This is a genomic window from Gordonia alkanivorans, assembly GCF_004011905.1.
Classification (GTDB): domain Bacteria; phylum Actinomycetota; class Actinomycetes; order Mycobacteriales; family Mycobacteriaceae; genus Gordonia; species Gordonia alkanivorans.
On the sequence record NZ_CP027114.1, the window covers coordinates 1282560 to 1297366 of the forward strand.

The 14807-nt window shown below is 67.9% G+C and carries 13 protein-coding genes; 9 read left to right on the forward strand and 4 right to left on the reverse strand.

Translation table 11 applies throughout. From position 1 onward, the window contains the following. Positions 1-2 precede the first annotated feature (2 nt). Together C5O27_RS05885 and C5O27_RS05890 are read right to left on the reverse strand one after the other, a co-directional pair. Complete coding sequence (locus C5O27_RS05885; protein WP_035753706.1) at positions 3-1523, reverse strand: MDR family MFS transporter; 1521 nt, start codon at positions 1521-1523, stop codon at positions 3-5. Then, a complete protein-coding gene (locus tag C5O27_RS05890; protein WP_035753832.1) occupies positions 1523-3919 on the reverse strand; it encodes an ATP-dependent DNA ligase in 2397 nt (798 codons plus the stop codon). The genes C5O27_RS05885 and C5O27_RS05890 overlap by 1 nt, the downstream gene beginning before the upstream one ends. A 117-nt stretch (positions 3920-4036) precedes the next feature. Here C5O27_RS05890 and ku point away from each other — a divergent pair, with 117 nt between their 5' ends. Both ku and C5O27_RS05900 read left to right on the forward strand, forming a co-directional pair. After that, positions 4037-5014 (forward strand): non-homologous end joining protein Ku, encoded by a 978-nt coding sequence (gene ku / locus C5O27_RS05895; RefSeq protein WP_442903323.1) that lies wholly within the window; start codon positions 4037-4039, stop codon positions 5012-5014. A gap of 60 nt (positions 5015-5074) precedes the next feature. Continuing rightward, positions 5075-6403 carry an MFS transporter gene (locus C5O27_RS05900; RefSeq protein ID WP_127962163.1) on the forward strand — a complete coding sequence of 443 codons (1329 nt, stop codon included), beginning with the start codon at positions 5075-5077 and terminating at the stop codon, positions 6401-6403. Between the two features lie 13 nt (positions 6404-6416). On the opposite strand, the gene C5O27_RS05905 is transcribed toward C5O27_RS05900, so the two are convergent. Beyond that, complete coding sequence (locus C5O27_RS05905; protein ID WP_127962164.1) at positions 6417-7325, reverse strand: LysR family transcriptional regulator ArgP; 909 nt, start codon at positions 7323-7325, stop codon at positions 6417-6419. Positions 7326-7410: 85 nt separating this feature from the next. On the opposite strand from C5O27_RS05905, the gene C5O27_RS05910 reads away from it, so the two are divergent. The 3 genes from C5O27_RS05910 (at position 7411) to C5O27_RS05920 (ending at position 9699) form a co-directional block, all read left to right on the forward strand. Next, a complete protein-coding gene (locus tag C5O27_RS05910; RefSeq protein ID WP_035753710.1) occupies positions 7411-8031 on the forward strand; it encodes a LysE/ArgO family amino acid transporter in 621 nt (206 codons plus the stop codon). Positions 8032-8099: 68 nt separating this feature from the next. Continuing rightward, complete coding sequence (locus C5O27_RS05915; RefSeq protein WP_127962165.1) at positions 8100-8981, forward strand: YhjD/YihY/BrkB family envelope integrity protein; 882 nt, start codon at positions 8100-8102, stop codon at positions 8979-8981. A 52-nt stretch (positions 8982-9033) separates the two neighbouring features. Then, a complete protein-coding gene (locus tag C5O27_RS05920) occupies positions 9034-9699 on the forward strand; it encodes a CDP-alcohol phosphatidyltransferase family protein (protein ID WP_006357988.1) in 666 nt (221 codons plus the stop codon). A gap of 22 nt (positions 9700-9721) precedes the next feature. Here the strand turns inward: C5O27_RS05920 and C5O27_RS05925 are convergent, their stop codons facing one another. After that, on the reverse strand, positions 9722-10744 hold the full coding sequence (locus tag C5O27_RS05925; RefSeq protein WP_127962166.1) for an ABC transporter permease: 1023 nt from the start codon (positions 10742-10744) through the stop codon (positions 9722-9724). A 93-nt stretch (positions 10745-10837) separates the two neighbouring features. Here C5O27_RS05925 and C5O27_RS05930 point away from each other — a divergent pair, with 93 nt between their 5' ends. The 4 genes from C5O27_RS05930 (at position 10838) to crtI (ending at position 14724) form a co-directional block, all read left to right on the forward strand. After that, on the forward strand, positions 10838-11452 hold the full coding sequence (locus C5O27_RS05930; RefSeq protein ID WP_006357986.1) for a TetR/AcrR family transcriptional regulator: 615 nt from the start codon (positions 10838-10840) through the stop codon (positions 11450-11452). A 152-nt stretch (positions 11453-11604) separates the two neighbouring features. Continuing rightward, positions 11605-12189, forward strand: coding sequence for an isopentenyl-diphosphate Delta-isomerase (idi, locus tag C5O27_RS05935; RefSeq protein WP_006357985.1), 585 nt, complete (start codon positions 11605-11607; stop codon positions 12187-12189). 37 nt (positions 12190-12226) lie between these two features. Further along, positions 12227-13138 (forward strand): phytoene/squalene synthase family protein, encoded by a 912-nt coding sequence (locus C5O27_RS05940; RefSeq protein ID WP_127962167.1) that lies wholly within the window; start codon positions 12227-12229, stop codon positions 13136-13138. After that, positions 13135-14724, forward strand: a complete 1590-nt coding sequence (gene crtI / locus C5O27_RS05945; protein WP_127962168.1) for a phytoene desaturase family protein — start codon at positions 13135-13137, stop codon at positions 14722-14724. Before C5O27_RS05940 ends, crtI begins: the two co-directional genes overlap by 4 nt. The last annotated feature ends 83 nt before the right edge of the window (positions 14725-14807 follow it).

The following is a 14807-nucleotide window of genomic DNA, read 5'->3' on the forward strand; positions in this document are numbered from 1 at the left end:
CGTCAGATCCCGGCTGGTGGCGCCGGGGTCGCGTCCGCGTCCCGGGACCGGTGACGCGGCAGGAACATCGCGGGAACGAAGATCACCGCGGTGAGCGCGAAGGCGACCCAGAATGCGTAGCCGAAAGCGTCCGCCAGAAGTGGACCGATGACGGGCATGGCTTCCGGTGGGACGGAACCGATCTGATCGGTGCCGCCACCCGAGGACGGGATCCGGTGGGCGTTCAGCTCGTGGGTCAGTCGCTGAGTCAGCGCCGTGACGAGCAACGCGCTACCCAACGACGCGCCGACCTGCTGGATCGCCGAGAGCGTGGGGGCGGCGCGGGTCACGACCTCCCTGCTCAGGTCGCTGTAAGCGGCCGAGATCGTCGGCATCATCACCGAACCCAGGCCCATGCCGCGGACGAACAGGGCGACACTCAGCCACAGGTAGGAACTGTCGGCGCCCACGTGGGTGAACGGGTACGTGCCGATCATCGCCAGCACGACGCCGACCGGGACCACGTACCCGGCGCCGATGCGGTCGGTGATCCGTCCGCCGATCACCATCGCCACGATCGCGCCGAGGCCCTGCGGGGCGAGCAACAGGCCCGCGTTCAGGGCTCCCTCGCCCCGAACCGTCTGGTAGTAGAGCGGAAGGAGCAGCATGCCGCCGAAGAGTCCGATCGCGACCAGGAACACCGAGACGGTGCCTGCGGCGAACACCCTGTTGGTGAGGAGCCGGACGTCGACGATCGAGTCGGTTCCCTTGCGCAGGCTGTGCCACGTGTAGAGGCCCAGCCCCACCGCACCGCCGACGAGCCAGCCGAGTACATCGGGTTCGCCGAAGCCGCCCTGGGAGCTCGCCCGCGACAGACCGTAGAGCAAGGAGACCAGGCTGCCGGAGAGTACGGCGAGACCGAGCAGGTCGAGGCGGTCACGGTCGGGCGCCGTGTCGCCGAACGGCAGTTTCCACACCGCGAGTGCGACCGCGACCAGGCCGACCGGCACGTTGACCAGGAAGATCCAGTGCCAGCTCGTGTACTCGACGAGCAGACCGCCGATCACCGGTCCCAGGACGGGGCCGAGGAGCATGGGGACGCCGAGGATGGCCATCGCCCGTCCGAGGCGGTCGGGGCCGGCGGCGCGGGTGATGATGGCCTGCCCAGCAGGCAGGAGCATGCCGCCGCCGAGACCCTGCAGAATGCGGAACACGATGAGGGTCTCGATCGACCACGCCGCCGCGCAGAGCGCCGACCCCGCGACGAACAGCGTCACCGCGGTGATCCAGGTCGGTTTGGGTCCGAACCGGTCCATCGCCCAACCGGTGAGCGGAATGACCAGGGCGACCGCGAGGAGGTATCCGGTGACCACCCACTGCGTCGTCGACAGCGAGGCGTCGAGTTCGGTGCTCAGCGACTCCAGGGCGACATTGACGATGGTGGTGTCGAGAACCACCATGATCATGCCCGACACGATCACGAGACCGGTCACGATCACCGATCGGTCGAGTTTGTTCGACTGTGGGTGCGCGGGATTCGACATCAGAGATCTCCGGGGAGTTTGTCCCGGCGGATGCCGCGCCAGCTCGGGTGGCGTAGGTGGCCCGCGGTGGTCCAGTCCATGAAGCGCACCTCGCCGACGATCTTGGGCAGCACCCAGACCGCGCTCGACGCGATGGGCCGGTCGAGTTTGTCGAGGAACGGTGACCGCGAGATCTCCAGCGGCTCGAGTTCTTCGGCTAGCGCCCGTAATTGCGCGTCGGTGAACCCGGTGCCGACGCGTCCCACGTAGCGCAGTCCGGTCTCCTCGGGCAGTCCGAGCAACAACGACCCGATGGTGTGTGACCGGTTGCCGCGCCCGGGCCGGTAACCGCCGACCACCACCTCGATGTCGCTCCAGTTCTTGTGCTTGAGCCACTTGGTGGAGCGTCGGCCCTGCTGATACACCGAGTCGCGTCGTTTGGCGACAACACCTTCGAGGTTGTGTTCGCGGCTGTACTCGATCGCCGCGCTCGCGGGCGCCGGAAGCAGCGGCGGCACATCGACATACGGCGACCGGCGGAACGCGGTCGCGAGTTCCTCGAGGAGTTCGCGTCGTACGGACCACGGTTTCCGCAGCAACGACGTCCCGTTGAGATAGAGGATGTCGAACAGGTGCAGTTTGAGCGTGTACTGCTCCTCGGTGTGCTTCCGCGACGTGAACAGCGTGAAGTTCGTCCGGCCGGTCGAGTCGATGGCCACCGCCTCGCCGTCGAGGACGACGTCCATCAGTCCGAGATCGTCGGCGATGCCCGCGAATTCGGGGAAGTCCTTCGTCATGTCGATTCCCGACCGGGACGTGAGCCGGAACTCGCCGCCGATCGACCGCACCAGGAGCCGATAACCATCCCACTTTCCCTCGAACGCCCAGTCCCGTTCGTTGAGCTTGTCGATCGGATCATCGGTCGCGAGCATCGGTCGCGGATCGGTGAGGCTGTCGGGGACGATGGGGCGCGGCTCGTCGGTCATCAGGTGGGCGAGCCAGTTCTTGTCCCCGGTGCGGATCAGTGCGTACCGGCCCTGCACCTTCTCGCCGTGCAGGCGGACGATGACCTCTTTCTCCCGCCACTTCTCCAGCTCGAAAGTGCCCTTGTCCCAGATCGATACGTGACCACCGCCGTACTCACCGGCCGGGATGTCACCCTCGAAGTCGGCGTAGTCCATCGGATGGTCCTCGGTCTGGACCGCGAGCCGGTTCTGGTCCGGATCGGTCGGCAGGTTCTTCGGGACGGCCCATGAGACCAGCACCCCGTCGTGTTCGAGACGGAAGTCGTAGTGGAGGCGCCGCGCGTGGTGTTCCTGGATGACGAAGATCGGTTCGCGCGGGCCGGTTTCGGATTCGGTGTCGGCATCCTCGTCGGATTCGCGCAGGCGCTGCCGGTGGTTCTCGTCGCCGAAGGGTTCAGGTGTCTTGGACTCGTCCCGTTTACGACGGTACTCCCGCAGATTGATGATCTGACCCGCCTGCGAGTCCCCGGCGTCGGGCTCCTCGGCGCCATGTTTGTCGGCGTCGGTGGCCGGATCGTCGTCGTACGGCGCGTCGAGACCCCCGAGGAGATCGCCGACGTCGGCGACGCGGTCGAGGACCTCTGTGTAGAGTAACTGGGCGATCTTCGGGTCCTCGATCTCGTCCCAGGTGCGGGGCGCGGCGACCCACGGTTGCTCGCGCCCGCGCAACGAGTACGGAGACAGCGTGGTCTTGGAGGCGTTGTTCTGGCTCCAGTCGATGAAGACCTTGTCGTCGCGGATCTTCTTGGACATGTTGGCGGTGATGAAATCGCTGTTCTGCCGGGCGAACTCGTTGGCCACCTCGCGAGCCACCTTTCGTGCGGCCTCGGAGCTCACCGGCTTGGGCAGTCGGGCGTAGATGTGGATTCCCTTGCCGCCGCTAGTCACCGGATAGGTGGTGGTGCCGCCCAGCCAGTTCCGGATCTCCACCGCCACGGCCGCGGTCTCGTGCAGGGGGACCCGCGGACCGGGGTCGAGATCGAAGACGATGCGGTTGGCCATGCGCTCGCCGTCGGGGCCGATCGGTAGTTGCCACTGCGGGACGTGGATCTCCAGCGCCGCCATCTGCGCCAGCCACACGAGCGTGGCGCGATCCTCGGCCAGTGCGTACTCGATGACCCGCTCGCTGTGCTGGATTCCGTACCGGCGAACCCAGTCGGGTGCACTGTCGGGCATGTCCTTCTCGAAGAACGGCGTCGACTCGACACCATTGGGCCAGCGTTTGCGGGTGACGATCCGGTTCCGCAGATGCGGCAGCATGACGTCGGCGATGCGCGAGTAGTAGTCGATGACGTCGTACTTCCGGGTCCCGGTCGCCGGATAGAGCACCTTGGAGAGATTGGTGATCGAGATCCGGCGGCCGTCGACCTCCAGGTTCTCTCCGCCTGCCATCACTCCATTGTCCACACCCGACGCCCCGAGACCGGTTGATCGACGCGTGGATGTCGGCCCCGCTGTGTTGCGCCCGGTTGGCGACGTGCCGTGCGAATGCCTGGCACAATGTTCGACATGCGCTCGATCTGGAAGGGCGATCTCAGCTTTGGTCTGGTGAACGTACCGGTCAAGGTCTATTCCGCGACGGAGAGTCACGACCGCAAGTCGTATCAGGTCGACTCCTCCGACGGGACCCGCATCCGCTACCGCCGGGTGCGCGAGGGAACCGACACCGAGGTCGACTACTCCGACATCGCCAACGCCTACGAGTCGGAATCGGGCGAGACGGTGATCCTGACGAAGGACGACCTGGCCACGCTGCCCGTGCAGAAGAGCCCGGAGATCTCGATCCTGGAGTTCGTGCCGGCCGAACAGGTCGACCCGATCTACTTCGACAAGCCGTATTACCTGGAGCCGTCGTCGAAGTCGCCCAAGGCCTACGTGTTGCTGGCCAAGGCCCTCGAGGAGACCGATCGCCTCGCCATCGCGACGTTCACCCTGCGCAACCGCACGCGGGTGGCGGCGTTGCGGGTCGTCGACGGGGTGATGACGCTGCAGACCCTGTTGTGGCCGGACGAGGTTCGCAAACCCGACTTCGGCTTCCTCGACGAGGACACCGAGATCCGCGATCAGGAACTGAAGATGGCGGCCTCGCTGATCGAGTCGATGGCCTCCGACTACGACCCGTCCGAATTCGAGGACCGGTACCAGGAGGAACTGTCCAAGCTGATCGAGGCGAAGGCCGAGGGCAGCGAGGCGTTCCCGGAGTCGGACGAGGAGAAGCCCGAGGAGGAGGACTCCGAGGTCGCCGATCTGCTTGCCGCCCTGCGTGCCTCGGTGAAGGATCGTGGCTCCTCCTCTGACGAGGACGAGGGCGAGGCGGAGAAGAAGGACACGGCCGCGAAGGCTCCGGCGAAGAAGGCCGCCAAGAAGGCGCCCGCGAAGAAGGCGCCGGCCAAGAAGGCGGCGTCGAAGAGCAGCTCTGGATCGTCGGGCAGCAAGAGCACGGCGAAGAAGGCGCCCGCCAAGAAGGCCTCCCGTAAGGCCAGCTGACTCTGCTCTCCGCGGGAAATTCGCTGGCCTGAGACCGGCGGCGTCCGGCAAGCTCGGAGGGTGAGCACCAACGTCGACATTCGTCTGCCCCGCGCCCTGAAGCCCCTGGCGCGACGGCAGTACCGGCTGCTGGCGTCGGGTCTGATCCTGGCGATGTTCGGTGACGGGATCTGGACCATCGCGGTGATCTGGCAGGTCATCGCCCTCGGCGGCGGACCGGGACAGGTGTCCCTGGCGGCCGGGACGGCCGCGGTCGGGATGCTCGTGTCGACCCTCGTCGGCGGTGTCCTCGCCGACCGGATCTCGCAGCGCCACATCATGATCGGTCTCGAGGTCACCAAGATGGCGGCCTTCGGTGCCGTGGGTGCGGCCTCGGTGTTCGGAGTCCTCGACCTCTGGATGGTGGTGATGGCGTCGCTGCTCGCCGGTGTCACGATGGGCATGTACTACCCGGCGTACTCGGCGTTGCTGCCCGGGGTGGTCTCCGCGTCGGAGCTGCAGGCGGCGAACGGCATCGAGGGCTTCTTCCGTCCGGTGGTGTTCCAGGCCGTCGGTCCGATGGTCGCCGGTGCGGTCATCGGCGCCACCGCGCCGGGCCAGGCGGTCGTGTTGGCCGCCATCGCGTCCATCGCCTCGGGTGGCTGTTACCTGGTGATGACCCCGGTGACCTCACGACGGCTCGGCGAACCGGAGACCTCTGAGGCGGAGGTCGCACGCACGAGCGCACGCGGCAGTGTCGTCGTCGACCTCGTCGAGGGCTTCGTCTACATGATCCGCACGCCGTGGCTGTGGGGAACCCTGTTCTTCGCCTGCGTCCTGGTTCTGGCGACGATGGGCCCGATCGAGGTGCTCGTGCCCTTCGCCCTGCGCGAGCGCATCGACGGTGGCGCCTCCCAGCACGCGTGGGTGCTCGCCGGCTTCGGCATCGGCGCAGCCGCCACCTCGCTGGTGTTCGCGTCGCTGCCGATGCCGCGGCGGTATCTGACCGTCATGTTCGGCATCTGGTCGTTCTCGAGCGTGCCACTCGTCCTGATGGGTGTCGCCGACGCGACCTGGATGTTCGTCGCGGCCGGTGTCGGCATGGGCGTGATGTTCGACGGCCCGATGGTGTTGTGGGGCACGCTGCTCCAGCGTCGTGTCCCGCCGGCACTGCTCGGCCGGATCGCGAGCCTCGACTTCTTCGTGTCGGTCGCACTGATGCCGGTGTCGATGGCGATCGCCGCTCCGGTGTCGTCGGCGATCGGACTGACCGCGACGTTCGTCCTGGCCGGCCTCCTGCCGGTCCCCATCGCGTGGGCCTTCTACTTCGCGGCCCGCATGTGGCGCGACGAGATCGAGAACCCACTGGTCGACGAGACGCCGCCGACGCTGGTGTCGGTGAACGACTGACCCTCCTGCCCGGTCACCGCAGCACCTCTGCGGCCCCGGTGACGACCAGATCCGTAAGATGTTGCAGCAGAGGGGAACTGAGCTTCCAGTGCTGCCAGTAGAGCGGGACGTCGAGGTGGTGGTCGGCGATCAGGCGCACGCGGCCGTCGTCGAGTGCCTCTCGGATCTGGACGACAGGAACTGCGCCCCAACCGATTCCGAGCGACACCGCGCGGTGGTACTCGGTGGAGGACGGGATGTAGGCCGCCGGCGGGTCGACGGCGCGTCCGGCCAGCGCCGCGACCATGTCCAGCTGGATGTGGTCGTTGCGGTCGAACTGGACCATCGGGGCCCTCGCCAGAGCCTCGGCGTCGAGGCCGTCGGAGAGCCAGGTGGCGATGAACTCCGGTGTCGCGACCGGCAGATACCGCATGCTGCCGAGGGACTGCAGGGCACAGCCACGGATGGCGATCGGGTCCGACGTCACCGCGGCGAGCGCGTCACCCGACTTCAGCAGGGCGCTGCTGCGGGTCTCGTCGTCGCGGAACACCTCGACGGCCACCGCATGCTCACGGTGGAACCGGGCGAGCACCGGGAGCAGCCAGGTCGCGAGCGAGTCCGCGTTGGTCGCGATCGGCAGATGCACACGGGGCCGGGAGGTCACCGGGGCGTCGTCGTCATCGGGTTCGCCGACGAACTCGGCGCGCGTCTCGGCGAGCAACAGCTCCCACTGCCTGGCCAGGCGGACCAGCACTTCGCCGTCCGGAGTCGCCGACGCCGGTTTGGTCCGGCGCAGCACCACCCGGCCGACCGCGGATTCCAGCGCCTTGATCCGCTGGCTGACCGCCGAGGGCGTGATGTGCAGCGACGACGCCGCGGCGTCGAACGTTCCTTCGCGCAGGACCGCGGCCAGCGTGCGCAGACCCTCCTGGCTGATGTCCATGCGATCAGACTAGATGAAGAACGGCTAATGATTCACAAGGAACATTCGCTGTACTGATCTCGGCGCACTCCATAGCGTTCACCGAGTGTCCAGTTACCTCCTCCCCGCGATCGCCGGTCTGCTCACCGGCGCGGGCCTGATCGTCGCGATCGGTCCGCAGAACGTCTTCGTCCTCCGGCAGGGTGTCGCGCGACGGCACACGGGGGCCATCGTGGCGGTGTGTGCGATCTCTGACGTCGTGCTCATCGTCGCGGGAGTGGCCGGGCTCGGCGCGATCGTCGCGGCGCATCCGCAGGTGATCACCGTCGCCAAGCTTCTCGGCGGTCTCTATGTCCTCGTGCTCGGATTACTCGCCGCCAAGCGTTGTCTGCGCAGCAACGAGGCCATCGCCGCCAACGCCGAGGAGGCGGAATCGGCCGGACGATGGGTCGCGGTGGGCACGGCGCTGGCGCTCACCTGGCTCAACCCACACGTCTACCTCGACACCGTCCTGACCATGGGCGCGATCGCCAACGGTCACGGAAACGGCAAGTGGGCGTTCGCAATCGGGGCCTGCGTGGCCAGCATCCTGTGGTTCACCGCGCTCGGGGGAGGTGCTCGGCGCCTGTCGCATCTCTTCGCCAGCCCGCGGGCGTGGAAGATCCTCGACGCCGTCGTCGCGGTCATCATGATCGGGATGGCGGTCGCGCTCTTCGCCTCGATCTGACGGCGCGTCGTCGGTCACTTCCTCCGGGACATGCCTAGTCGAGATGTTTTTCGGGTACACCGGACAGCGTGATCCTCAGTTCTGCCGCCCCGCAGGCGCGTTCCGCGCCGGGCACGGTGCTGTCCGCCGTACGTCGGCTGGCGTCCGGCACCAAAGAGGTCCTCGCCCGCGGCGACCTCGCCGCCGCTGCGGCGACCCTGACCTATTACGCCGCCATCGCCGTCGTCCCGTGGGTGCTCCTCGCGATCTGGTCGACGACGTGGCTGCGCGGGGATGCGGCAGCCGAGTCGACCTGGCGTGAGCTGGCGGTCCTGATTCCGCCGGAGATGGGTGGCCGAGACGTCTTCGGCGAGGCGGTGTCGATCGGCACCAGCCTGACCGGCTGGGGTGCGCTCGTCCTGCTCTTCCCCGCGTCGTTCTACGGGGAAGGACTTCGACGTGCCTGCCTGATGATGCATCCGGAGAAGGACCGCTTCACCGGATGGCGCTCCCGGCTCTCGATCCTGGTGTTGTTCGTCTTCGTGCCGCCGCTGACGGCGGTCGCGGTCGCGGTGGCATCGTCGATCACCACGCTCGCCCCCGACGGCGGGGGGACCGGCGACCTCGGGGATCTCGCGGCCCGTGTGGTGATCGAGTTCCTCGTCGTCTGGCTCACTCTCACGATCCCGCTGACCTGGGTCTACTGGAAGGTCACGCCCGGTGGTCCGTCTCTGTTCGTCTCGGCGGTGACCGCGTTGGGCGCCGCGTCGTTCATCGCGGGCTTCTCGCAAGGGTTCCTGCTGTTCCTGTCGCTGCCGATCGACGTCGGGATCCCCTACGGAGGCCTCCGGGTCATCGGCGGGGTGGTCGCGGCCGGACTGTGGCTCTACGTGCTGCACATCCTGGTGATCGTCGGCTGGGCCGTCGGACAGTCGCTGGACCGGACCGTCGGAGGCGGCCGTGTCGACTGAACCGGATCATCGGGCCGGCCGCCGACAGGCCCGCCGGACACAACGGCATGCCGTGCTCGACGCATGGTCGGAGTTGCACGGGGGAATCGATCCCCGCGGGTCGTTCTGGGTCGAGCGGTGGGTGCTCCTCAGCAACGCGTGTGCGCGACCCCTCGTGCGACTGGGCATCACACCGAACGTGATCACCGTCTGCGGCGCCGCGGTCACCGCGATCGCCTTCGCGGTGACGTTCGCCGGGCGCGGCTGGTTCGCGGTCGCGGCCGTCGTGATCCTTCTCGCCGCGGTCCTCGACGGGGTGGACGGCGCCATCGCCGCCCAGACCGGCGCGGCCACGCAATGGGGCCGGGTCCTCGACACGATGGCCGATCGATGGTCCGACATCTTCCTGGCGGGCATCGTCGTGATGGCCGGTGCGCCGCCGTGGTCGGGGGTCGTGATCGCCGTGCTCACCCTGTTCCTCGAAGGCACGCGGGCAACGGCCCAGGCCGCCGGGATGAAGGGCCCCGGAACCGTCACGGTCTGGGAGCGGCCGTCGCGTGTGATCCTCGCCTTCATCGCGATGGTCGTGGCCACGGTCGTGTGGCAGGTCGGGCTCGCCGACGGCGTTGCCCGGACGCTGGCGGCGATCATCGCCGGGATCGGTGCGACCCTGGCGACGATCGGCCTTCTCCAGTTGTTCGTCGCGGTGTTCCGGCAGACCCGCGGGCTGCGCGCCTGATGCAGGCCCGGCGCCGTTCGATTCAGCCCCGGCGCGGGCGGAGGCCGGAGACGGCGAGCAGGATCGCGCCGACGGCGATCCAGCCCAACAGAATCCACAGCGGGCCGGCGAACGAAGCGTCGGGGAAGTAGGCGACCGACCGGGTCAGGGTGCCGCCGGCGCCGGTCGGCAGCCACTGCCCGAGGGCTCCCCATGGAGCCGGGAGCAGGTACGGCGACGATGCGAGCCCGGACAGCGGGTTGGAGATCAGCATCATCAGGATCGCGGCGATGCCGACGCCGGGTGCGCCGATGAGTGAGCCGGCTCCCGCGGTGAACCAGGAGATCGCGCCGATCATGAGGGTGAGAGCCAACGCCACCGGCACCACGCGCCCGTCGATGACCCCGAGCCACGACCAGACCGCCGCAAATCCCAGGCCGGCCACCAGCGGGCCGACCAGCACGACGGTGGCCTGCATCCACACCCGGCCGGCGAGGGCGATCGCGGCCGCTGCGCCCAGGGCGATACCTGCGATGAGCAGCGGCAGCAAGCCCGCCGCGAATCCGGTTCCGCGTGCATCGGTGGCCGGCGGGGCGACCACGGACTCGGTGGTGACCGGAAGTGACTGCGCGGTGGCGATACTCGCGCCGACGCCGGTGACGATCTGGGCGAGCGCCGGGGACCCGGCTTCGGCGGTCAGGACGGTGACGCCCTGCGGGCCGACGGTGATGGCGCCGACGATGTCCCGGGACTCGATGGCCTCCCGCGCAGCGGCGGGATCGGCGAACTGCTCGACGGCGAAGGCATCCTCACCGGCGCGATCGGCCAGGACGGATTCGATGGCTTGCGCTGCGGGTGCCGGTGCGACCAGGCCGAGCGGGACGTCGTGCGGCTCGGGGTCCACCGCAAGGGACACGAACATGGCCGCGATCGTGCTGACCACGATCGGTATGGCGAGGACCAGGGCGACGACGATGCGCCACGACGGTCCGTGTGAACGGGATGGTTCGGGCGGCCGATCCTCGGTGGCGAGGTTTCGATCGGACGGTTCGGTGTACGTGGTCATCACTGCCTCCAAAAAGAACGAACTCTCGTTTTTAGAAGTATGCGCCGAGCGATGATGGCAATCAAGAACGAATATTCGTTTTACACTTGTCGAATGCCGAAGATCAGTGCGGAACGCAAACTCGAGCGGAGCCAGCAGATCCTCGATGCCGCACGCCGCTGCTTCGCCGAGAAGGGGTTCCACCGGGCGTCGATGTCCGACGTCATCCGGGAATCCGGCCTGAGCGCCGGAGCGGTCTACTCGTACTACTCGTCGAAGGAGCAGCTGATCGCCGCGGTCGCGCGGTCGGTCTTCCTGGCCTACGAGTCCGGCCTCGGCGACCTCGTCGGCGGCGACGGCGCCCCCGCGTCACCCGAGGACGCCATCCGGATGCTCGCGGCGCGTGTGATGGCCGAGATCGCACCGCTGACCGACGACTTCCGGATGGTGATGACCATCTGGGGTGAGGCGGCGAACAACCCCGAACTGCGCGAGATCGTTCGCGAGATCATCCTCGGGCTTCGGAAGGTCTTCGAGCACGTCCTGGTCCGCTGGCGCGACTCCGGCCACGAACTGCCTGGTGAACCGGCAGAACTGGCCCTTCCGATGGTGTCGGTGATGCAAGGCGTCGTCGTGCAGCAGTCGCTCGTCGGCGACGTCGACCTGGACGCCTACGTGGACACCTGGTGTGCGTTGATGCGTGCCGCCGGCCTCGGCGACCAGGGCTGATCCGCCCGCACTGCCTACCATCGAATCCAGGGAATCGGCGCGCGATCTCCGTGTCGTCGTCCGGGACCGACCGGCCCATCCGATTCGGCCCCCGGTGACGAACAATGGGAGAACCTGGCTCGACCCACGATCTCGACTCTGATGAGGAACTGATGACCAACGACTCGGTGGTTCTCGCCGACGCCGACGGCCGCCCGTGCGGCACCGCCGACCGCGAGGGCGTGCACGGTCTCGACACACCGCTGCACTTCGCGTTCTCATGCCACCTGGTCGATGCCGACAACCGGATCCTCATGACCCGTCGCGCACTGTCCAAGCGCAGCTGGCCCGGCGTGTGGACCAACTCGTTCTGCGGTCATCCGCGTCCGGGCGAGGCCGTCGTCGACGCCGTGCACCGGTACGCGCAGCGAGAGCTGGGCATCGACGTCGACGACGTGCGATGCATCCTGCCCGACTTCCGGTACCGGGCCGTCGACGCGAGCGGCATCGTCGAGAACGAGATCTGCCCCGTGTACGTCGCGCGGCCCGTGGGTTCGCTGAAGCCGAGCCCGGACGAGGTCGCCGAGTACGCCTGGGCGGAGGTCCCGGATGTATGGGATCTCGCGTTGCGCACCCCCTGGGCCGTCAGCCCCTGGTTCGCCGACCAGGTGCGCCAGCTGCCCGGCCCCGATCCGTACGGAATCGTCGACGCCGCGGATGCGACCCATCCGATCATTGCCCGGGCATCGAATTCATGACATACCAACCCCAACGTCACACCGCAGGAGCCATCGGATGATGTATCTACCCGGTCATACCGAACTGGTCCCGCCGCATCGGCGGTACGACGCCGTCGCCGAGGCGAGCGCGGCGCTGGTGATCAGGTCGTACTCGAGTTCCTTCGGACTCGCCTCGCGCCTGCTCGCCCCGGCCATCCGCCGCGACGTCCGCAACATCTACGCGCTCGTCCGCGTGGCCGACGAGATCGTCGACGCGCCGCGTCCCGAGCAAGGCCTCGTCGACCGCAGCAACGAACTCGATCAGCTCGAGGATCAGACCTCGGCCGCGATGATCACCGGGTCGAGCAGCAACCTGGTGGTGCACGCCTTCGCACGGACCGCCCGCCGGGTCGGCATCGACCTGGACCTGGTGGCGCCGTTCTTCGCCTCGATGCGTTCAGACCTGACCGAGGTCGAGCACGACTTCGAGAGCCTGGCGTCCTACATCTACGGCTCTGCCGAGGTCGTCGGCCTGATGTGCCTGCGCGCGTTCCTCGCCGAAGAGGCGAAAGCCGAAGCGCGTTACGACCACCTCGCGCCCGGCGCGCGTCGTCTCGGCGCCGCCTTCCAGAAGATCAACTTCCTCCGCGACTTCGGCGAGGACAGTGACGGATTGGGCCGCCGGTACCTGGTCGGCCTGGACCCGGACAGCCCGGACGACGCCGCCTGGTCGCTGTGGCTCGATGACATCGATCTCGACCTCACCGCCGCGGCAGCCGCCATCCCGCACCTGCCGGCGAGCAGCCGCGTCGCGGTCTGCACCGCACACGATCTCTTCGCGGAACTCACTGCACGCCTGCGTGAATCGTCGGCCGCCGAAGCCAGACTGAACCGTGTCCGCGTTCCCAACGCCGGCAAGGCCAGGATCGCGGCGGCCGCCGTCGCCCGACGCGGGATGCCACGCACAGCAAGGGGAGTGGACGCATGACCGCACGCAAACGCATCGCCGTCATCGGCGGCGGTGTCGCAGGACTGTCCACCGCCGCACTACTCGCCCACGACGGCCACGACGTCGAGGTGATCGAGAAGAACGACGACCTCGGCGGACGTGCCGGGCTGTGGAGCAAAGACGGGTTCCGGTTCGACACCGGGCCGTCGTGGTGGCTCATGCCCGAGGTGTTCGACCACTACTTCGAAATGCTGGGCACGTCGACGAAGGAACAGCTCGATCTGGTCCGACTCGATCCCGGTTACCGAGTGTTCTTCGGGGAGAACGGTTCCGATGAACCGCCACTCGACATCTTCGGCGACTACGAGCGCAACCGAGAGGTGTTCGAGAACATCGAACCGGGTGCCGGAGCGGCTCTCGACTCCTACCTCCAGACGGCACGCCAGGCATATGACCTTGCCGTCGAACGGTTCCTGTACACGAGCTTCGACTCCACCCGCGCGTTCCTGAGCCTGCCGGTGCTGAAGACCGCGCCGACGCTCGCGAAGCTGCTGACCCGCTCGCTCCAGTCCTTCATCTCGTCGAAGTTCAGCGACCGACGCCTGCAGCAGGTGCTCGGCTATCCGGCGGTGTTCCTCGGTTCGTCGCCGGAGCGGACCCCGTCGATGTATCACCTGATGAGCTGGATGGACCTCGCCGACGGCGTCCGATACCCCCAGGGGGGCTTCACGACCCTCGTCGACGCACTCGAGCGCGTCGCGCGCGAACGCGGCGTCGTGATCCACACCGGTACGGCCGCGACTTCCGTGCTGACGCGCAAACGGCCGGGTCGTCGACTCCGCCGTCGCGCCGAGGTGGTCGGTGTTCGCGTCCAAACCGCCGACGGGGGAACGCGGGATCTGCCCGCCGACATCGTCGTCGGCGCGGCCGATATGCACCACCTCGAGACCAAGCTCCTTCCCGGCGATCTGCAGACCTTCCCGGAGCGCTACTGGAAACGCGCCACCTCGGGACCGGGTGCGGTCCTCGCCTACCTCGGCGTGAGCGGTGAGCTGCCCGAACTGGCCCATCACTCGCTGTACTTCACCGAGGACTGGAAGACCAACTTCGACGCGATCTTCGAATCACCCACGCGCGTACCCGATCCGGCATCGCTCTACGTGTGCAAGCCGTCGGCGACCGACGACTCGGTGGCCCCGGACGGTCACGAGAACGTGTTCGTCCTCGTCCCGGTCCCGCCCGATCCAGGCCTCGGACACGGCGGAATGAACGGTGCCGGCGACCCCGACATCGAGAAGGTCGCCGACCGAGCCATCGCGATGATCGGCCAGTGGTCCGGAGTCCCCGACCTCGCCGACCGCATCGTCGTACGACGCACCGTCGGTCCCGCGGACTTCGTCGACAACGTGAACTCGTGGTGCGGCGGTGCCCTCGGACCGGCACACACGCTGCGCCAGAGCGCATTCCTGCGCTCGACGAACCGCTCACGCAAAGTCGAGGGGCTGTACTACGCGGGATCGAGCACCCGACCCGGTATCGGTCTGCCGATGTGCTTGATCAGCGCGGAACTGATCCGCAAGCGGCTCAACGGAGATCGCTCGGTCGGTCCGACGCCGACGCACTGACCCCTGCTGCTGCCTGAGGTGCGAGGAGCGCAAGCGGCCCCTCCCGCTGCCTGAGGTGCGAGCGAAGCGAGCCTCGAAGGCCT